Origin of the sequence: Cupriavidus pauculus (assembly GCF_003854935.1) — a bacterium.
Classification (GTDB): domain Bacteria; phylum Pseudomonadota; class Gammaproteobacteria; order Burkholderiales; family Burkholderiaceae; genus Cupriavidus; species Cupriavidus pauculus_C.
Map to the genome: position 1 here is coordinate 221728 of NZ_CP033971.1, position 19061 is coordinate 240788.

At 61.3% G+C, this 19061-nt stretch carries 15 protein-coding genes and 4 pseudogenes; 7 read left to right on the forward strand and 12 right to left on the reverse strand.

Translation table 11 applies throughout. The annotated features are described in order from the left end of the window. The 7 genes from EHF44_RS27685 to EHF44_RS27715 all read right to left on the reverse strand — a co-directional run bounded on the left by EHF44_RS27685 (position 1) and on the right by EHF44_RS27715 (position 7244). Positions 1 to 837: an ABC transporter permease gene (locus tag EHF44_RS27685; RefSeq protein ID WP_124686968.1), complete on the reverse strand. Its 837-nt coding sequence runs from the start codon at positions 835 to 837 to the stop codon at positions 1 to 3. 10 nt (positions 838 to 847) lie between these two features. Next, complete coding sequence (locus EHF44_RS27690; protein WP_124686969.1) at positions 848 to 1837, reverse strand: ABC transporter permease; 990 nt, start codon at positions 1835 to 1837, stop codon at positions 848 to 850. 89 nt (positions 1838 to 1926) lie between these two features. Further along, positions 1927 to 3516 carry an ABC transporter substrate-binding protein gene (locus tag EHF44_RS27695; RefSeq protein ID WP_124686970.1) on the reverse strand — a complete coding sequence of 530 codons (1590 nt, stop codon included), beginning with the start codon at positions 3514 to 3516 and terminating at the stop codon, positions 1927 to 1929. A 52-nt stretch (positions 3517 to 3568) separates the two neighbouring features. Next, on the reverse strand, positions 3569 to 4321 hold the full coding sequence (locus tag EHF44_RS27700; RefSeq protein WP_124686971.1) for a LamB/YcsF family protein: 753 nt from the start codon (positions 4319 to 4321) through the stop codon (positions 3569 to 3571). 24 nt (positions 4322 to 4345) lie between these two features. Next, positions 4346 to 5350 (reverse strand): biotin-dependent carboxyltransferase family protein, encoded by a 1005-nt coding sequence (locus tag EHF44_RS27705; RefSeq protein WP_124686972.1) that lies wholly within the window; start codon positions 5348 to 5350, stop codon positions 4346 to 4348. After that, positions 5347 to 6090 (reverse strand): 5-oxoprolinase subunit PxpB, encoded by a 744-nt coding sequence (gene pxpB / locus EHF44_RS27710; protein ID WP_124686973.1) that lies wholly within the window; start codon positions 6088 to 6090, stop codon positions 5347 to 5349. Before pxpB ends, EHF44_RS27705 begins: the two co-directional genes overlap by 4 nt. After that, positions 6090 to 7244: a pyridoxal phosphate-dependent aminotransferase gene (locus EHF44_RS27715; RefSeq protein WP_437340360.1), complete on the reverse strand. Its 1155-nt coding sequence runs from the start codon at positions 7242 to 7244 to the stop codon at positions 6090 to 6092. Before EHF44_RS27715 ends, pxpB begins: the two co-directional genes overlap by 1 nt. A 202-nt stretch (positions 7245 to 7446) precedes the next feature. Between EHF44_RS27715 and EHF44_RS27720 the strand changes: the two genes are divergently transcribed. Next, complete coding sequence (locus EHF44_RS27720; RefSeq protein WP_124686975.1) at positions 7447 to 8124, forward strand: GntR family transcriptional regulator; 678 nt, start codon at positions 7447 to 7449, stop codon at positions 8122 to 8124. Between the two features lie 81 nt (positions 8125 to 8205). Here EHF44_RS27720 and EHF44_RS28795 read toward each other — a convergent pair whose 3' ends face one another. Continuing rightward, positions 8206 to 8877: a TonB-dependent receptor gene (locus EHF44_RS28795; RefSeq protein WP_253700429.1), complete on the reverse strand. Its 672-nt coding sequence runs from the start codon at positions 8875 to 8877 to the stop codon at positions 8206 to 8208. Between the two features lie 73 nt (positions 8878 to 8950). Further along, a complete protein-coding gene (locus EHF44_RS28800; RefSeq protein WP_253700431.1) occupies positions 8951 to 9787 on the reverse strand; it encodes a TonB-dependent receptor plug domain-containing protein in 837 nt (278 codons plus the stop codon). 54 nt (positions 9788 to 9841) lie between these two features. Here EHF44_RS28800 and EHF44_RS27730 point away from each other — a divergent pair. The 3 genes and pseudogenes from EHF44_RS27730 to EHF44_RS27740 form a co-directional block, all read left to right on the forward strand. Then, positions 9842 to 10361: pseudogene (locus tag EHF44_RS27730) on the forward strand (acyl-CoA dehydrogenase family protein); the annotation flags it as partial. Positions 10362 to 10516: 155 nt separating this feature from the next. Next, positions 10517 to 10729 (forward strand): annotated as a pseudogene (locus tag EHF44_RS27735) (DUF485 domain-containing protein); the annotation flags it as partial. Next, entirely contained in the window at positions 10726 to 12393 is a 1668-nt protein-coding gene (locus tag EHF44_RS27740; protein ID WP_124686977.1) for a cation acetate symporter, read from the forward strand. The pseudogene EHF44_RS27735 and the gene EHF44_RS27740, both read left to right, overlap by 4 nt. Here EHF44_RS27740 and EHF44_RS27745 read toward each other — a convergent pair. The 3 genes and pseudogenes from EHF44_RS27745 to EHF44_RS27755 form a co-directional block, all read right to left on the reverse strand. Continuing rightward, positions 12352 to 12957: pseudogene (locus EHF44_RS27745) on the reverse strand (SDR family NAD(P)-dependent oxidoreductase); the annotation flags it as partial. The gene EHF44_RS27740 and the pseudogene EHF44_RS27745 overlap by 42 nt on opposite strands. Before the next feature lie 258 nt (positions 12958 to 13215). Continuing rightward, entirely contained in the window at positions 13216 to 14358 is a 1143-nt protein-coding gene (locus EHF44_RS27750) for a cadherin-like beta sandwich domain-containing protein (protein ID WP_124686978.1), read from the reverse strand. A gap of 371 nt (positions 14359 to 14729) precedes the next feature. Next, positions 14730 to 15359, reverse strand: coding sequence for an aldo/keto reductase (locus tag EHF44_RS27755; protein WP_253700433.1), 630 nt, complete (start codon positions 15357 to 15359; stop codon positions 14730 to 14732). 56 nt (positions 15360 to 15415) lie between these two features. On the opposite strand from EHF44_RS27755, the pseudogene EHF44_RS28805 reads away from it, so the two are divergent. The 3 genes and pseudogenes from EHF44_RS28805 to EHF44_RS27770 all read left to right on the forward strand — a co-directional run. Beyond that, positions 15416 to 17309 (forward strand): annotated as a pseudogene (locus EHF44_RS28805) (error-prone DNA polymerase); the annotation flags it as partial. Between the two features lie 242 nt (positions 17310 to 17551). After that, a complete protein-coding gene (locus EHF44_RS27765) occupies positions 17552 to 18295 on the forward strand; it encodes a hypothetical protein (protein WP_124686980.1) in 744 nt (247 codons plus the stop codon). Between the two features lie 38 nt (positions 18296 to 18333). Then, the gene (locus EHF44_RS27770; protein ID WP_124686981.1) at positions 18334 to 19023 is read left to right on the forward strand and encodes an SOS response-associated peptidase; all 690 of its coding nucleotides are present in this window, start codon (positions 18334 to 18336) and stop codon (positions 19021 to 19023) included. Positions 19024 to 19061 lie beyond the last annotated feature (38 nt).

Here is a 19061-nt window from a genome sequence, read left to right on the forward strand (position 1 = left end):
TCAGCTCCCTCGTTTGCGCAGTTGCGGATTGAGCGCGTCATTGAGCCCCTCGCCAATCAGGTTGATCGCGAGCACTGTCAGCATGATGGCCACACCGGGCCACAGGCTCATCCACGGCGCCTCACGCAGCATCGTGCGGGCCGCGCCGATCATGAAGCCCCAACTCATCAGGTTGCGGTCACCCAATCCCAGGAACGACAACGCCGATTCCGTGAGAATGGCGGTGGCGGTCATCAGCGAGGCGGTGACGATCACTGGCGATGCGGCATTGGGCAGGATCTGCGTGAAGATGATGCGCGCGGGCGACTGGCCGATGACCACGGCCGCCTGCACGAACTCACGCTCCTTCAGTGTCATGAATTCGGAGCGAACCAATCGCGCCACGGGCGGCCACGACACGATGGCAATGGCTCCAACAATCGAATAGAGCGAGGGCTTGAAGATCGCCACGAGCACCAGTGCCATCGCCAGTTGCGGGATGGTCTGGAAGAACTCCGTGCCACGCATCAGCGCGTCATCGATGCGCCCGCCGTAGTAACCGGCCAGCGCGCCGACCACGATGCCGATCAGCACGGCCACAAGCGTCGAGATCACGCCGATCATCAGCGAGACGCGTGCGCCGTAGGCAATGCCCGCAGCGATATCGCGACCGAGCATATCGGTGCCCAGCGGATAGGCACCGTCATGGAACGGCGCGAGCAGCGGGTCCGCCACCATCACCCATGGCGGGTCTTCATAGAACGTGGAGGCCAGCGCCGCCGTCAGGATCACGACGAGCAGCAGCACCAAGCCTACCGCTGCGCCACGATTGGCGCCAAAGCGTTTCAGGAAAGACATCTTGAGCTCCTCAGGTTCGCCCGATGCGGGGATCGATCAGGCGATACACCAGATCGGTCAGCAGGTTGAACACGACAACCATGGTCGAGGTGACCAGGAACACGCCCAGCAGCAACTGATAGTCGCGCTGGATCAGGGCATCGAACATCAGGCGGCCGATGCCGGGCCAGCCGAACACGGTTTCGGTGAGCACCGCACCGCCTGCCATCTGGCCAAGCTGGATGCCGGCGAATGTCACCACCGGCAGCAGTGCATTGCGCAAGGCGTGGCGACGGATGGTCTCGCCCAGCGGCACACCCTTGGCGCGCGCCGTCTTGATGAAATCCATGCCCAGGACTTCCAGCATCGATGCACGGGTCAGCCGGGCGTACACGGCCATGAAGAAGCAGCCAAGCGAGACCGTCGGCAGCACCAGATGGTGGGCGATGTCACTGATGCGCGCCCAGCCCGTCAGGTTGCCGCCTACCTGCTCCATGCCATACGGCGGCAGCCAGCCCAGATGCAGCGAGAAGAACAGGATGGCGAGCAGCGCGAGCCAGAACTGCGGTGTGGCATAGATCAGCAGCGATCCTGTCATCAACACGCTATCGAGCCATGTCCGTCGCCCCGCATACCGGGCACGCGATGCGATCACGCCAAACAACACGCCGAACGAAATCGCGAACACGAATGCACAGGACATCAGCAACAGCGTGGCGGGCAGACGATCGAGGATCAGGTCGAGCACCGGCAGGCGCTCCCGGTACGAGTACCCGAGATCGAGATGCGCCACGCCCCACAGGTAGCGACCCAGCTGTACGGGAATCGGTTGATCGAGTCCGAATTCCTTGCGCAGTTCTTCCACATAGGCCGGGTCGGACGAACCGGATTCGCCGGCCAGCACCGCGGCCGGATCGCCGGGTGCCATGCGTACGAGCATGAAATTGATGATGACCACGCCGAGCACGACGAACAACGCCTTGCCGAGCCTGGCGATCAGGATGGAGAGTGTCTTTTCCATGTGACCGGATCCTTCTTGACCTTCTTGACCTTCTTGATACGGAACATCCGGCGCACCCTCCGCAGACGGTGCGCCGATCCACAGCGGGCTTACTTGCTGAGATAGACGTCGGCGAACGTGTCGTTCAGGCCGATGGCCGTCTGCACCAGGTTATGCACCTTGGCGCTATAGAGCGTGGGAAGCTCCATCTCGAACAGGTAGCCGTTGGCCACTTCCTGGACCAGCGTTTTCTGGATGTTCGAGTAGATCTGCTGGCGCTCGGTGTCCGACGTCGCCGCTGCGGCCTTGTCCCACAGTGCATCCATACCCGGGTTCACATAGCCCTGGTTATTCACGAACGCCGACCCTTTCACCTGGTTGCGCGCGAGATAGAGCCGCGACACGCCCAGCGCCGGGTCGCCATACTGCGACGTGAAGCTGAACGTCAGGTCGAAGTCGAAATCCGATACGCGCTTGGCCCATGTGCCTGCGTCGGCCGATTCGATCTCCACCTTGAAGCCAAGCTGCTCCAGGCACTGGCGCGTGTATTCGCCAAGGCGGTCCCACGTGGCGCCATACGGATACGAGAGGATGCGGATGGTGGTCTTCGACGGGTCTACGCCAGACTCCTTGATCAGCGCGCGTGCCTTCTTGATGTCGAAACCATAGGCCGGCACGTTGGCGTCGTAGAACGGCGTGGTGGACGAGATCGGTCCAGTCGCCACCTTGCCCAGACCGAAGAAGATGCTGTTCACCACGAACTTGCGGTTGATCGCCTCCATGATGGCCTGGCGCACCTTCACGTTGTTGAACGGTGCCTTGCGCTGGTTCATCTGGATGTATGCCAGCTTGGAGAACATCTCCCAGCCCTTGGTGGTGTACTCCACGTTGGGCAGTGCGCGCAGCCGTTTGATTTCCACGTTGTCCACGTCGCCTGCGCTCACCACCTGCACGTCGCCGCGCTCGAACGCCACGGCACGCGACGCTGCATCCGGGATCACGTTGAAGACAATCTCGTCCAGGTACGGTTTGCCTTTCTGCCAGTAGTTCGGGTTGCGGGTCAGGACGATATAGGCGCCCTTCTTCCATTCCTTGAACATGAACGGGCCCGTACCTACCGGCGTCTGATTGGCCGGGTTCTTCGCATAGTCGGTGCCGTCATAGATGTGCTTGGGCACCATCGGCATGTTGTCGCTGACGAACGATTTCAGGAACGGCGCGAACGGCTCCTTGAGCGTGATGACCACCTTGTTCGGTCCCTGTGCCTTGACCGACTGCACGAACTGGTCGATCACCACGCGGGCGCGCGGATGCACCGTGCGCAGGAATTTGTCGACCGAGAACACGACGTCATCCGACGAAAAGGGCTTGCCGTCATGCCACTTCACGCCCTGCTGCAGTTCGAACGTATAGGTCTTGCCGTCCGGCGAAATCGTCCACGACCTGGCCAGGCCCGGTTGCGGCTTCATGTCGGGGGACCACGTCAGCAGGCTCTCGTAGATCTTGCCGGCCACGTACTGCGTGGGGGTCTGCTGGTTCAGGCCCAGCATGAGAGTAGGCGGTTCGGGTTGCGCGATGGCGCGCAGCGTGCCACCACGCGTCTGGGCATGGACGCCGGTGGCCAGGCCAACGGTCAGGACCATTGCGCATGCGGCGATCTTGAGCAGGCGGGAAGTGGGCAGGGGCAGCTTCGTGGACATGGATTTACCTGTTTATCGACGGGGAGAGGAAGGGACGGAACTCGGGCTGGAATCAGAGCGGCTGCACGGCAACGCCATCGGCGGACAGTGCACTGCGGATACGTTCGGCAAACAGGACAGCGCCGGGCTGATCGCCATGGATGCATAGCGTGTCGGCCACGATGGGCACCGACTTGCCGGACAAGGCGCGCACGCTGCCGTCGAGCACCATGCGGCGCACCTGGGCGATGGACGCGCCGACGTCCTCGATCATCGCGTGCGGCATCGTGCGCGGCGTCAGGGTGGCGTCGTCCTGGTACGAGCGGTCGGCGTAGACCTCGTTCGCCACGCGCAGTCCTGCGGCACGCGCAGCGGCGGCCATATTGGCATTGGCCACATAGATCAGCGCATCGGGGGTCACGGCACGCACGGCATCGGCGACCGCCGTGGCAAGTGTCGCGTCGCGCGCCGTCATGTTGTAGAGCGCGCCGTGTGTCTTGACGTGGTGCAGCGGCACACCCACGGCGCGCGTCACACCGAGCATGGCGCCAACCTGGTACACCGTCAGCGCATAGATTTCGGCAGCGTTCATTGCCATCACGCGGCGGCCGAAGCCCTGCAGGTCGGGCAGGCCCGGATGGGCGCCGACGGCTACGCCGGCGCGGGCGGCTACGCGAACGGTGGCGAGCATCACATCGGGGTCTCCGGCATGGAAGCCGCATGCAATGTTCGCGGAGGTCACGTGACGCAGGATGGCTTCGTCGTCACCCATGCGCCAGGCGCCAAAGCTTTCGCCCATGTCACAGTTGATATCGAGAGTCGGCATCGCAAGGTTCCTCGTATTGGCGGGTTATCGGTGGGGAAGACCGAGCAGACGCGCCGACTCGACGGCAACGGCGGCATGGCGATCTTCCATGGCAAGCAGTTCACGCTGCGCGGTCTCGGCCGTCACGGCACGGAATCGCAGTTCGGCGCCGGGCATGACCTGGGCCAGCGACGGCAGGTCCGCGCTGATGATGTAGGCAATCTTGGGATAGCCTCCCACGCTCTGACGGTCGGCCATCAGCACGATGGGCGAGCCGCCGGGTGGCACCTGCACAGTGCCGAACGTCACGGCTTCGGACACTATCTCCAACGGCGCGCTCAGCGCCAGCGAAGGACCCTCCAGCCGAAAGCCCATGCGATCCGACTGGCTGGACACCGAGAATCCCTGTTGCTCGAATGTACTGCGGGCCGCGGGCGTGAAGCGCTCCCATTGCGGGCCTGGCAGGAAGCGCAGCGCATCGCACGTTGGGGGCGCCACGGCACCATCGGGACGTGCAGCGGCCACGAACGGCATGGCGCTCTGCACCATCATTCGGGCCAGCGGCAACATCTCTCGGTGCAGCGAGGCCACTGCGACACGGTCTCCGGCACGCAGCGCGCGCCCTTCCATGCCGCCGAACCGGGCGCGCAGATTCGTGCTTCGGCTTCCCAGCGCCGTCTCCGGCGCAAATCCACCACGCACAGCGAGATAAGCCCTGGCGCCACGGCGGCAATGAGCAAAGACAACCGGCACGTCGTGGCGCACCATCACCGCGCAATGCATTGGCAATGGCATGCCGGCCACCGTCACGGCAATATCCGCGCCGGTCACGCTGATCAACGTGTCCTGTGCGAAGCGAATCGCCGGGCCCGCAACGTTGATCTCCAGTGCGGCCGCGTCGTCGGCATTGCCTACCAGCGCATTGGCCAGCCTGCACGACCATTCGTCCATCGCGCCATTGACCGGCACGCCAAAACGCTGAAAGCCGTAACGGCCACTGTCCTGCAGCACGGACAGCATGCCGGGCCGATCCACTCGCATCACGTTCATGGCCGCGGCTCCAGCATGGCGTCGAACTCGGCCGGGGAGATCGGCACGAATCGCAGCCGGTCGCCCAGTTGCAGGCGGGTGGGCGGCTGGCGATCGACGTGGAAGAGGTTCCACGGGGTGCGCGCGATCACGTTCCAGCCACCCGGCGATGCGTTCTGATAGATCGACGAGATGCCATTGGCAATGGCCACCGAACCCGCCGGCACCAGCGTGCGCGGCGTGGTGCGGCGCGGCACGTTCAGGCGCGGGTGCAATGGCCCGGCAAACGGATTGCCCGGCGAGAAGAAGAAGGTGTAGAGCACCAGCGGCGTGGCCGCGTGCAGGCGAATCACTTCGGCGGGCTCGATATCGCAGGCACGCGCCACGTCATCGAGATCGGGACCATATTCGCCGCCGTAGCACGCGGGAATCTCGACTTCGCGCCCGGCATGCACCACGGCAGGCACGCCTTCCACCAGTACATCGCGAATGCGCGCGGAAAGTTGCGCAAAGGCTGGCCCCTTGTCGCGCGCAAACCGTTCCGGACGAAAATGCACGGCCACCGTCGTGAACGCCGGCACCACGTCGAGCACCTCGTGCCAACCCTGCCGCAGTAGCCACTCGGTCACGGCGTGCACGGTCTGGCTGACCGATACGCTGACGCGATCGCCAAGCCGAATCTGCAGGCAGCGATCGCCCACGGGCTCGATGCGCCAATCGGTCAGTGCGAGCACGTCCGGCTCCGGTTGCGCGATAGCCATCACGCGCGCTCCAGCGCCGCGCAAGCCATCACGATGCGCTCGCACGCCGTACGCAGGCGGTCATCGGCCAGCGCATAGGCCAGACGCACATAAGGCGCGAGCCCGAATGCGGAACCCGGCACCACTGCCACGTTCGCGGCATGCAACAGGTACATCGCGAAATCGGTATCGGTGTCGATGCGGCTGCCGTCCGGCGTACGCATGCCGATGGCCGCGCTGCAATCTGCATAGAGATAGAAGGCGGCGGGCGGCCGACGCATGGTCAGCACCGGTGCGGCGTCGGCCAGGATCGACAGCGCCGTGTCCCGCCGCACGCGCAGTCGGGCGCGCCACGCATCCAGGAAATCCTGCGGTCCATCGAGCGCGGCGACAGCACCCGCCTGGCTGATGGCACTGGGATTGCTGGTGCTCTGGGATTGCAGCAACGCCATCGCCTTGATGAGCCAGGCCGGCCCCGCCGCATACCCCAGGCGCCAGCCGGTCATCGCATAGGCCTTCGATACGCCGTTCACGGTCAGCGTGCGCTCCCGCATTGCGGGCGCTGCCTGCGCGAACGACACAAACTCGCCATCGAAGACGATCTCTTCATAGATCTCGTCCGAAAGCACCAGTACATCGGGATAGGCGTGCAACGCGTCCGCCAGCGCACGCAGTTCGTCGGCCGAATACAGGGCGCCCGATGGATTGCACGGCGAATTGAGCATGAGCCAGCGCGTGCGTGGCGTCAGCGCCGCGCGCAACGCTGCCGGCGTGAGCTTGAAGTCATCGGCAGGTGTCGATGTCACCAGCACCGGCGTGCCGCCTGCGATGTGCACCATGTCGCTGTACGACACCCAGTAAGGCGCCGTGACGATGACTTCGTCACCCGCTTCCAACGTGGCCAGCAGCGCATTGAACAGCATCTGCTTGGCGCCCGTCCCGGCGATGATTTCTGCATCGTCGTAGTGCAAGCCACTGTCGCGTACCAGTTTTCGTGCAATGGCTGCCTTAAGTTGGGGCGTGCCGGCAACGCTCGTGTACCGCGTGGCGCCCGCCGTCATCGCCTGGATGGCAGCCAGCTGGATATGCGCGGGCGTGTCGAAATCCAGTTCGCCCTCGGACAAACTGATGACCGGCTTGCCCGCGTCGGCAAGCCGCCTGGCGGCTTCGGACATGGCACCCGTGGCGGATGGACGCGCCATGGCCAGGCGCTGGGAAAGTCGGGGAACGGCAGAGGATGTCGGCATGAAAATCGCGTAGTGTCTGAACCGGCATTCCTATCGAATGCCATTGGTATACCACTGGCATTCAAGCAAGCCGCGTGCCATACTTCGCGCCATGACAAGAAAATCTGCCTTTGCCTATTCAGCGTCCGTGATGGAGACCGAGCCGGACACCGGGCCGTTGCCGGACGAGCTTCCCAAGGAGCGTGCGCTTGGGAACCAGGCCTATGAGGCGGTGCTCGACTTGCTGGTATCGGGTGGGTTGCATCCGGGCGACCCCATTCAGGAGCGCGCCCTCGCCACACAACTGGGATTCTCGCGCACGCCATTGCGTGAAGCCCTGCACCGTCTTGAAGGCGAGCGGTTGCTGGAGCGCGGCGCAAACGGCCGCCTGTTCGTGCGACAGGTCACCGTGCAGGAAATCCTCGAAGCCCTGCACGTACGCCGGCTATTGGAACCCGATGCGGCCGCCCGCGCCGCCGGACAGGTGCCGCGCGCCGTACTGGAACGGCTCCGTGCACGCGTGCAGGAACTGCTCGCATGCAACGAACCGGGTAACCCTGAGCATCAGGTGCTGGACGCGGACCTCCACGGCGTGATCTGCAACTACTGCGATAACGAGATGCTGGCCGGGATCATCGGCGAGGTCCGCCGAAAGACACGCATGTTTTCGCTCAAGCGCCTGGACCGGCGACTCGCGCCCGTTTGCCACGAACACCTGGCGATGATCGATGCACTGGAGCGTGGCGACAGCGAAGAGGCCGCACGCCAGACCGCCGAGCACATCGACAATATTCGTGCATCGATTCTGGAGAAGCTGGCGAGGTGGTAGCCCGCCGGCCGGGTTCCGGTTGGTTCGTCCGTACAGGCCGTCAACTTGGCCGAGCCCGCGGCGTAGGCCGTAGCCGGCTCGCTACCTGAGCGCAATGGTTAGATTCTCTGCGGGCGTGGCCGTAAAGCCAACGTCATAGGATTTGACCTTGGAAGGTGACACATCGTAGATCGTGCCTCCCGGTGCGCCGAGCGGGCCGGTTGAGCCGCTGCTACTAATTTGCTCAGCGGCAGGCGACCGGAAGCCCTGAGCGACGTTGGCAAACAGGTCCAGCCGCGGTAGCACGGACCAAACTGCGCCAACCTTCGGCGTAGTGACGCCGGCGAAATAGTGCGTGCTGGCAGCCGGCAATTTCAGGTTGCCAATATCGTAGTCAAACCAGTCTCGGCGCAGACCGCCAGTCAGCTTGACAGTTTCCACGGGCTTGAACTGTCCCTGGACAAACAGACCATACGTCAGCAGGTTCAACCGTTGCGCGTTGATGTAGTTGGAAGTTGGGACACCGTTTACCCAGACTTGTCGTTGCGCGTCACCGTTATCGCGCCGCAGTTCTGCCCCAACCATTAGGGCCGCGCGGTCGCCGAAGGTAAAGTTGTTGGCGATCCGTCCACCGAAGAAATTGCGGTCGTCGGTGCCCACCGTGTGCTGAATGCTGCTGGTGGCAATTGCGCGCTGTCGGTCGAACACCTCTCCGTACAGTGTGGCGTACCAACCCTCCTCTCCAGAGGCGGGCGTACGATTCAGTGCAAACATCGAACGCTTCCCACTGCCGAATCCTGTAAGGCCATACTGGGTGGAGCGCGGGTCCACCTTTCCGGATTCGAGATCACCGAGCAGCAGGTAGCCCTGCCGACCGATACTCGGACCGATAGTGGTTCAGTCTCAAGCTGTAGATGCCATCGCCAACTTTCGTCGAGAGTTTCCACATGAAGTTGTCGCGATCCGTACTTGCGTCATATCGATAGCTGTGCGTTCGGTAAACGTCGCCGACAAAAACCGACTGGATTGGGGCCGCTTCCGCGTAGTATGCATAGCTCCCCGACAACACGAGCGACACCCGTTTGCCGTCGTATCGATCGAGGCCCACGCCAATGCTCGAAGGCACCGCCCCGCTGACGGTCGAAATTGGCACTGCACCCGCCCGATTCTGGTCGCCGTAGAGTGCGGAGACTGGACCCTTGATGACGTCAATCTGACCAATCATATCGGGCGTCATCCATTCGAGAAAGGCCGGACCGTGGCCTGCTCCGGCCTGGCTCGAAGGTACGTTCTGCGGTACGCCGTCGACGTACACGGCCGTATCCGCGCCGTGAGTACCCTGAGTTGCAAAGCCGCGCATACGGAAGCCGTTGCCGGTGTCCCCTTGGTCAATATTGTTGGCTACGACGCCAGGAACCCGACGGAACATATTCGAGATGTCGCGGCCGATGTTTATCGTGCCGAGCTCTTCCTGGGAAATGGTCGACACCGCTGCAGGCAGCGCGGTACTGTCTGTCGTGACTATCGCGCGCCTTCCTTGCATGTCGACTTGGTTGTCCGCCACCACGCTCACGGTGGGTAAGACAGCGACCTGCTCGTCTTCTGCGGCGTAGCTCATGCCACTGCAGACGAGCGGAATCAGCGCCGCCAATGGCGACGCGCGATGCGTTTTGAGTAATTTCATAGGACCTGCGGCCGGCGCGAGATCGCCGACTTGCTTAAAAATTTAGTGCGAGCATCAACCACTGGCCAAGTGGCAAACAAGATCCTGCTGCTAACGCGCACGACCCCAAAGGCCGAATGTGCGAAATCCACGGATGGCATCACCCTCTTTTACACGGACCTGGACCGTACCAAAGTCGAAGTTCGCAGAATCCCCAAGCATGGACGCGCAGCCGTCGACTCGAACGCCGTATTCATTGACGACCTCTTCGTTCCTGAATCGCACCGCATCGGCGAGGAGGGTAAAGGGTTCAAATACCTATTGGATGGCCTCAATCCTGAGCGCATCCTCGTCGCTGTGGAGGCCATTGGCATTGGTGAGGACGCGCTGCAGCGAGCTTCGCAGTATGCACGGGATCGCGTGGTATTCAATCGCCCCATCGGCCAGAACCAGGCGATTCAGCATCCTTTAGCCGAATGTTGGCTAAGTCTAGTCTGCCCTGCTCATGGCGGCAAGGGCCGCAACCCTGTACGACGGCGGCATGCCGTGCGCCGCAGAGGCGAACGGGGCCAAGTTCCTTGGAGCACGCGCCGGCTAAGCGCGTCGCTATACGTTAACAAGCACCTGAACTTAACAGATTCTAGGACGGAGACACAAATGCAGGAAGATGTGATTTATAGGTTAAAAAGCAGCGTCCAGTATCACGAGCTTGTTGACCGCCGCAGCCGGCTTGGCTGGCTTCTGACAGCCGTAGTGCTAGTGGTGTACTACGGCTACGTGCTGCTGATCGCGTTCGATAAGGAACTGCTCGCGACGCGCGTGGGCCAGGGCGTGATGACCTGGGGCATGCCAATCGGGCTGTTTGTCATCGTCTTCACCGTGGTGATCACGGGGCTCTATGTGCGCCATGCCAATCGCGTCTACGACGACCTGACCGACCGCATCTTGCAGGAGCTCGCATGAAGAGAGGTCAAGTATTGGGGGCATCCACGACTTGCGCTGCGCTGTGGCTGTCCACCGGCGCTTTCGCGGCGGGCGGAGACCTGGGCCAAGCGGTGAAACAGCCGACCAACTGGACGGCTATCGGCATGTTCGTGGTGTTCGTGATCGGCACGCTGTTCATCACCAGATGGGCGGCCAAGAAGACCAAGTCCGCGGCCACGTTCTACACGGGCGGCGGCATCACCGGTTTCCAGAACGGCCTGGCGATTGCCGGCGACTTCATGTCCGCGGCGTCGTTCCTGGGCATCTCGGCGGCGGTGTACACCAGCGGCTACGACGGCCTGATCTATTCGATCGGGTTCCTGGTCGGCTGGCCGATCATCACCTTCCTACTGGCGGAGCGCCTGCGCAATCTGGGGCGGTTCACGTTTGCGGACGTAGCCGCGTACCGCTTCAAGCAAGCACCGATCCGTGCCTTTGCGGCTTCGGGCACGCTGGTGGTGGTGGCGTTCTATCTGATTGCCCAGATGGTCGGCGCCGGGCAACTGATCAAGCTGCTGTTCGGGCTCGAATACTGGGTGGCCGTGGTTATCGTGGGTGCCCTGATGATGATCTACGTGCTGTTCGGCGGCATGACCGCCACCACGTGGGTGCAGATCATCAAGGCCTGCCTGCTGCTGGGCGGCGCGACGTTCATGGCCTTCATGGTGATGGCGCAGTATCACTTCAGCCCCGAGGCGTTGTTCGCCAAGGCGGTGGAAGTGCATGCCAAGAAGGACTCGATCATGAGTCCGGGCAACTTCATCAAGGACCCGATCTCGGCCATCTCGTTCGGCATCGCGCTGATGTTCGGCACGGCCGGCCTGCCGCACATCCTGATGCGCTTCTTTACCGTGCCCAATGCTAAGGAAGCACGCAAGTCGGTGTTCTGGGCCACCACGTGGATCGGCTATTTCTACATCCTGACCTTCATCATCGGCTTTGGCGCGATCGTGCTGGTGGGCACCAATGCCAGCTTCCAGGACGGCAGCGGCAAGCTGCTGGGCGGCGTGAACATGGCAGCGGTGCATCTGGCCAGCGCGGTCGGCGGCAACGTGTTCCTAGGCTTCATCTCGGCGGTGGCCTTTGCGACCATCCTGGCGGTGGTTGCCGGCCTAACGCTGGCCGGTGCTTCGGCGGTCTCGCACGACCTGTACCAGACGGTCTTCAAGCACGGCAAGGCAACGAGCGCCGAGGAACTGCGCGTGTCGAAGCTGACGACGATCGTGCTGGGCTTCGTCGCGGTGGTGCTGGGTATCGTGTTTGAGAAGCAGAACATCGCGTTCATGGTGTCGCTGGCGTTTGCCGTGGCGGCGTCGGCCAACTTCCCAGTGCTGTTCCTGTCGGTGCTGTGGAAGGGCTGCACCACGCGTGGCGCGATGGTGGGTGGCTTCCTGGGGCTGCTGTCGGCCGTGGTGCTGACGGTGCTGTCGCAGGCCGTCTGGGTGAACGTGTTCCACTTCAAGACTGCGCCATTCCCATATACGTCGCCGGCGCTGTTCTCGATGACGGTCGGCTTCTTCGGTATCTGGCTGTTCTCGGTGACCGACAAGTCGGCGCGGGCCCGTTTGGACAAGGCGGGCTACGAGGCACAGGAACTGCGCTCCGAGACGGGTATTGGTGCAGGACAGGCCACTGCCCATTAGATGGGGTAATCGTACTTTCCGTATTGTCACCCCACTATCCTTAATTTCGGCCTTGACCGCTTCCACAAACGATATGAGAAAGGCTTTCGTCGCCCCGTATACAGCCTCATATGGCGTTGGCATCGTTCCAGAGATGGAGGCGGTATAAAGGAGCTTCCCTTTTCCTGCCGCAACCATGCCAGGAAGGAGCAACTTGGTCAGGTGCACCTGCGAGATCGCATTTAGTTGGATCAGCTTCAACTCGTCGGAGAATTGTGTGCCTCCCAAGAAGTAGCCTCCGAGGCCGACGCCAGCGTTTAACGCGGCGGCAGCCAACGGGCGGTCCAACGCCGCGATGGTATTAACCAGACCCTCGACCCCGCCGGAAGCTGTTAAGTCGGCAGAAACTACAATAGATCGGACTCCAGTCGCTTCGACAGCCTCTGCTGTTCGTACTAGCCCATCGTTCTCACCGGTCGCGGTAAGGACCACGTCGTATCCATCGGCTGCGAACAGTCGCGCGAGCTCGTAGCCGATTCCGCTCGACGCTCCCGTCACAAGGGCAAGTGGACGCTCTTCAGCCATTCTCGGACCTCTCCTGTGTTCAGCAGCCAGGGACCTCGGCTACCCAATAACTACCATCCTAGCGGCAAACGCTTTGAATGCGATTCCAGGCGACGTTGAGTTCTACTCAACGATTGTTCTCACCGCCATCGTCGGCCATGCGGCTCAGAAAAAATCTACGCTTACTAAACGAAATTTCGCGAACGGCGCAATGTTGAGTTGGTCTGGTTGGAGACCCGCTCGCGCTCCGTTCGGCGGCCCGGACTGCGCGGATAGTGATTAGTCGTCTTTTCGCTGATTGAACAGCCACTCCCGTACCGATTCGGTCTGATATGCATACACCCAAGACCAATGCTCGTTCGGATCCAAGAAGGTGCCTGCCGGCAACTCTGTGTAGCGCGGACTTCCGCCCGCCTTTCTGAGCGCCTCGACCGACTGCCGCGAGTAACTCACTGGGATAACCTGGTCCTCTTCGGCATGGAACGCCCAAATTGGCATTGACTTCAGTTTTTCCATCTGCGTGGGATCCCCGCCGCCGGCAATGGGGATCATGGCCGCGAAAAGGTCGGGCCGAAGCAAACCAATGTTCCAGGTACCGAATCCGCCTTGAGACAGTCCCGTCACGTAGACGCGGTTGCGCTCCACGCCGTATTCCTTCATGACCTTCTCAAGCACGGCAAGGGCGAGCTTCACATCGGTTGAAGGCTTTAGCGCGTCCTCCATGAAGCGTTCACCGTCGCGGTTGCGCGTAATGCCGAATCCTCCAATGGGTGACTTGGGGTCCTGATTGAGGTAACTATGAGCCTGCGGCGCCAACACAAATGCGGGACGTCTGGCTTGCTCCTCCGGCTTCGCCCACACCGTCGCGCCTTGAGTACCGAGGAGTTGCTTCTCGTTGTCCGAGCCACCTTCCCCTCCGCCATGCAGGAACATCACCAACGGATATCGCTTGTGCGGATCATAGTTTGGTGGAACATACAGCCGATACGGCATAGTCGCGCCCGTTGCAGCGTCCACGTATGTTAGCTTCAGGAACGCATCTGCAACCGGTCGGATATCCTCACGGTGCACGGTCACCGAGTAGGCTCGCGTCGTCTCACCATCCGGCGCGAGCACGTTGATTGTCAATCTGTTATCCCCTGACTGAAGTTCCTTCCGATACCAATTTAACGAAGGAACGGGATCACCGTTTATTTTGATTTTGCTCTTGCCAACCCATGCAGACGCGCGGATCTGGATCGCTTTAATGTCACTACGTACCCAAACCTGATAATCCGAGCGATCGGGCGAAAATGCGGGGACAATGGTTGTGCCGCCTGTCGCACGGACGGCCAGCGTCTCCAGGTTAGCGTTCTGCGAGACCGCCATCGCCGCACTTGAAATCATGCAGCCAATCATGAAAGCCGTTACGAGCTTGCGCACTATGTAGTCTCCCTTGTATTTTTTAGCGGGCGCGTGCGGCCTTTGCGCCTGAAATTGCCAGCCCAATGGACGTTGCGCACGGACGGTGTCAGTGCGAGAAAATTCTCGATCGAGCTGGAAGCGACGACAAGCGATGAAATGTCATATATGCGTTAATTTCCGTCACGTTGCATTGCACAACCGAGAGCTCGGCTGATCGCAGAAACCTCGTGGGAGGCGCAGCTACCCGATCATCGCTCCCGCCGGACGGGGGTTCCCATACCTGCGACCCGGTTACAAGGCGCAGACTTGGCTCTCTTCCTCCGTATCTCCTCGCTCTGTTCGTCATCGAGCGTTGGTTAGCCGTGGTCGAAGGATATTTGCTACTGCTTTCAGTTGAGGACGTCCGGGTCGGGTCCGAGCCGCCATCGGCGATCCAACCTGGCGATGGCGGCATGGTCGCTGACATCAAGGCTGAAGTCGAAGACTTGAGCGTTGCTGCGAATACGTATCGGTGTGACCGATTTAGGGATAACAATTCGCCCGCTCTCGAGATGCCAGCGGATCACCACCTGAGCAGGCGTTCGACTGTGCTTTGTGGCTATCTGAACGATGGCTTCATCCGATAGCGCGTGGTTCTGGGCAAGCGGGCTCCGCGCCTGCGTGTGAATGTTCAGGCTACGGTGCAGCATTTGGAGTTCATCTTGTTGCATGTAAGGATGCAACTCCACCTGATTCAGGACCGGTATCACGTTCGTCTCGTCGATCAGTCTCGCAAGCTGCGTCCCGGTGAAGTTTGAAACGCCAATCGAGCGCACGAGTCCCTCGCTGCGCATCGCGATCATCGCCTGCCATGTCTCAATGTAAAGATTTTTTGAGGGTGCAGGCCAGTGGATCAACAGTAGATCTGCGTACTCAAGGCCAAGACGCTCCAGGCTTTGAGCTAGGGCGTCTCGCGTTCGGGCGGCGCCCTGCGCGTCGTTCCATATCTTGGTGGTGACAAATACGTCCGAGCGCGGCACACCGCTCTCCACGAGTCCCTGACCGACACTGGCTTCATTCCCGTAGATTGCCGCGACGGGATCGCGCGGCGCTGGCGGCGGCTGTCTCCACCTATCGACCGCGTGGGGCGTTGCGTGAATCGGGCAACGCGCTCGGTGTCGATCCCGCCATCGTGGACATGGTCCCCAAGGCCCACCATTGGTTCGACAGCAAAGAAGACCTGCTCAAGCGGCTCGAAGAGAGTGGCGTAGATACGGAGAGCGAACTCACGCAACGATGGGCGAGCATGGCAACGCAGTTGCTTGGTTTCCCTCGGCATCTGTCCCAGCATAGCGGCGGATTCGTCATCGCACGCGGCAAGCTGTCCCGGCTCGTCCCCATCGAAAATGCGGCGATGCCGGATCGCAGTGTCATCCAGTGGGACAAAGACGATCTGGATGCGGTCGGGCTGCTCAAGGTCGACGTGCTGGCCTCGGCATGCTTTCCGCAATCCACAGGGCGCTCGATCTCGTGGCCGAGCAACGCGGCGAAGTCTTTGAGCTGCAGGACATCCCTGCAGAAGACCCCGAGACCTACGCGATGCTGTGCCGCGCTGACAGCGTTGGTGTGTTCCAGGTCGAATCCCGTGCCGAGATGTCCATGCTGCCGCGCCTGCGGCCGCGCACCTTCTATGATCTGGTCATCGAGGTCGCGATCGTGCGTCCTGGTCCGGTGCAGGGCGGCATGGTCCATCCGTACCTGCGCCGGCGGCAGGGAAAGGAGCCAGTGAGCTAACCCAGTCCGGAGATGGAGATCGCCCTGTCGCGCACGCTCGGCGTGCGCATCTTCCAGGAGCAGGTCATGCAGGTGGCCATGCTTGCGGCTGGATTCTCCGCAGGAGAAGCCGACCAGTTGCGCCGGGCGATGGCAGCCTGGAAGCGCAAGGGTGGTCTGGAGCGCTATTACGATCGCATCGTCAGCGGCATGCTCGAACGCGGCTACGAGCGGGAGTTTGCCGAATCGATCTTCCAGCAGATCCATGGCTTCGGCGAATACGGATTCCCCGAGAGCCATGCCGCGAGCTTCGCCCTTCTCGTCTATGCCAGTGCCTGGCTCAAATGCCATGAGCCGGCCGCGTTCCTCTGCGCCTTGCTCAACAGCCAGCCAATGGGGTTCTACAGCCGTCGCAACTGGTGCAGGATGCCAAGCGCCATGGTGTCACCGTGCTGCCGGCCGACGTCGCGGTGAGTGGCTGGGATTCGTCGCTGGAGCCAGACGAAACAGGACCGCGCGTGCGCCTCGGCCTGTCGTTGGTGCGCGGCATGCGGGAGGAATCTGCGCGGCGCATCGAAACATGCCGTGCGGTGCGCGATTTCGATAGCGTCACCGATCTGGCGCGCCGAGCAGCACTGGACCGCCACGACATGCAGGTGCTCGCAGCTAGCGACGCCCTTCGCACCCTAGCGGGGGATCGGCGTCACGCATTGTGGGAAGCGTCTGTGGCCGTACCGGACAAGGATCTGCTGAAGGTCGCCGACTTAGCGGAGGAGTCTCCCGCGTTGGCGCCGCCGACCGAAGGCGAGACCATCCTCGGCGACTACCGCTCGATGGGACTGACGCTGCAACGGCATCCCCTCGCGCTGCTGCGACGCCAATTGGCCGGCAAACGGTTCGAGACTGCTGCTACGCTTGCCACCTATGCCAATCGGCAACTCGCGCGCGGCGCCGGCATTGTGACGGTCCGGCAACGCCCCGGTACGGCCAAAGGCGTGTTGTTCCTGACGATCGAAGACGAGACCGGCAACGTGAACGTCATCGTATGGCCGTCAGTGCTAGAAAATTTTCGGAAAGAGATCCTCAACGCCTCCCTGCTCGGCGTCTACGGCCAGTGGCAGGCTGACGGTGACGTGAAACACCTCGTCGCACAATACGCGGTGGATCTCTCTCCTATGCTAGGCGCCTTAGAAACACAGAGCCGAAACTTCTGCTGACAGCTGTGGGCGGTAAATGGGTGTGATGTCAGGGGCATCGGCCCTCTTTCCAGATCGGCTCGAGCTACAGGGAATAGCGCCTTGAGAGCGCCCATAATGATGTAATCGCGCACAAAAACGATCTTTTTTCTTTATCTATCATTCGCATTAATTCAATCGTGCCAACTGTAGCGCGTGATTTTTGACATCCGGTTTTGTCAGAGTATGATTACCCCATCACATCGTCCTTTCGTCGGATCACAATGAAATCACAAAATATAAAATCGGCTAAGCAAATCGCTGTTGTGGTAGTTATCACTTCCGCTCTCGGTACGCCACTGTACTACGCTATTGAGGCAGGCAATGACAGGCTCATCGGAATCATATTTGCTATAATGATGCCGATCATGTTTTGCGCATTGTTCCGCAGTAACTTGAAAAAATATCGTTATGCGACCGAGTCGCAGAGAAAGCTCGCCAAACTTCAATCCGATCTGCCACTGCTGGTAACAGGAGTGTCCCTTGCGCTCACGCTCGTAACACAAGGGTTTATTAGTGAGTGGAATGATGGCTGGAAAATCGTCGAACGCATGGAGCCCGGCTTGACGACCATATCAAAATTTGTCAACTCCAAAGAGTGCGCTATACCGAGGCGGACTGCGGCGCCATGTTTTGCGGAGAAAGAGAGCTTGAAGGAAATCCATCAACAAATAATCAGTCCAAGCGCAGAGCAGATGAGGTTGACGCTTGAGAAACTTAGAGGAAATGTCTTCATAATGGTGTTGGACGAGCCGGTCGAGGCTAGAGAACGTTTGCGGGATATACTGGCTGCGTCCATCTCAGACATGGAAAGCCACCTTCCCCCCCAAATGTTGTGGCTGAAGTGGCTGAGTTTTCCGCTCGCGTTGTTGTCGGTTCTGATTTTTCTAGTGTCCGGCTCTATGCGGTTCGCCCTGTCGTGGGTGGATTGGGAAGCCGCTCGCCGCCGTGAAGGTTATCCCGCCTAACTTTGCAAGCGCCTGAGCGCAGCCAGCAGGAGAAGCGCATGTGTGTGAACTATGCCCCAGTGCACCGGCAAATCCTTCGCGATATCTTCGGTGTCGAGCCGCCGCCGGGGGAGTGGCGATCCGAAGCCTGGCCTGACTATCCTGCACCCATCATCCGCCGTGCCGGCGACTCGGATGCGTGGGAGAGCGTACTAGCGTCCTTCAGCATGGTGCCAAAGAAAGCGATCCCACCGGGCACACGCTATTTCCCGACCGCAAATGCGCGGGTAGAGACGATCGGCAAGCTGCGATCCTTCGCCCCGCATTGGCGTGCCTGCCAATTCGCCCTTCTCCCGGCGACTGCGTTTTTCGAACCTAACTGGGAAAGCGGAAAGGCCGTCCGATGGAAAATTGGTCGGCCAGGCGGTGAGCCGTTCGCCATTGCGGGTCTCTGGCGGGCATGGCCCGACGGCGCGGCGTCCTTCACAATGCCAACGCTGAATGCGGATGGCCACCCCCTGCTTAAGCGCTTCCATAAGCCGGAGAGTGAGAAGCGCGGGGTGGTGGTCTTGCCCCCGAATGACTGGAAAGAGTGGCTAACATGCAGAGATCCGGAAGTAGCAAAGTCCCTCCTCCGTCTCTACCCGGCCGATCAGCTCGTTGCAGAGCCAGCGCCGGTCCGCGCTCGATCGTCCGACGTTGCAAAATCTGGTCTGATTGCAGGTCCTTCAATCGAGGCAGAAGAGTGAGTCAGGCAGAATCCGCAATCAGCAATTCCGTCGCGCTC

What these genes read in the sequence shown, in the direction of transcription:
- EHF44_RS27720 (WP_124686975.1), top strand. Translation starts at nt 7,447, where the DNA reads ATGGAGACCGAGCCGGACACCGGGCCGTTGCCGGACGAGCTTCCCAAG.
- EHF44_RS28800 (WP_253700431.1), bottom strand. Translation starts at nt 9,787, where the DNA reads ATGAAATTACTCAAAACGCATCGCGCGTCGCCATTGGCGGCGCTGATT.
- EHF44_RS27690 (WP_124686969.1), bottom strand. Translation starts at nt 1,837, where the DNA reads ATGGAAAAGACACTCTCCATCCTGATCGCCAGGCTCGGCAAGGCGTTG.
- pxpB (WP_124686973.1), bottom strand. Translation starts at nt 6,090, where the DNA reads ATGGCTATCGCGCAACCGGAGCCGGACGTGCTCGCACTGACCGATTGG.
- EHF44_RS27770 (WP_124686981.1), top strand. Translation starts at nt 18,334, where the DNA reads ATGTGTGTGAACTATGCCCCAGTGCACCGGCAAATCCTTCGCGATATC.
- EHF44_RS28795 (WP_253700429.1), bottom strand. Translation starts at nt 8,877, where the DNA reads ATGTTTGCACTGAATCGTACGCCCGCCTCTGGAGAGGAGGGTTGGTAC.
- EHF44_RS27765 (WP_124686980.1), top strand. Translation starts at nt 17,552, where the DNA reads ATGAAATCACAAAATATAAAATCGGCTAAGCAAATCGCTGTTGTGGTA.
- EHF44_RS27715 (WP_437340360.1), bottom strand. Translation starts at nt 7,244, where the DNA reads ATGTCCGAAGCCGCCAGGCGGCTTGCCGACGCGGGCAAGCCGGTCATC.
- EHF44_RS27740 (WP_124686977.1), top strand. Translation starts at nt 10,726, where the DNA reads ATGAAGAGAGGTCAAGTATTGGGGGCATCCACGACTTGCGCTGCGCTG.
- EHF44_RS27700 (WP_124686971.1), bottom strand. Translation starts at nt 4,321, where the DNA reads ATGCCGACTCTCGATATCAACTGTGACATGGGCGAAAGCTTTGGCGCC.
- EHF44_RS27685 (WP_124686968.1), bottom strand. Translation starts at nt 837, where the DNA reads ATGTCTTTCCTGAAACGCTTTGGCGCCAATCGTGGCGCAGCGGTAGGC.
- EHF44_RS27695 (WP_124686970.1), bottom strand. Translation starts at nt 3,516, where the DNA reads ATGTCCACGAAGCTGCCCCTGCCCACTTCCCGCCTGCTCAAGATCGCC.
- EHF44_RS27705 (WP_124686972.1), bottom strand. Translation starts at nt 5,350, where the DNA reads ATGAACGTGATGCGAGTGGATCGGCCCGGCATGCTGTCCGTGCTGCAG.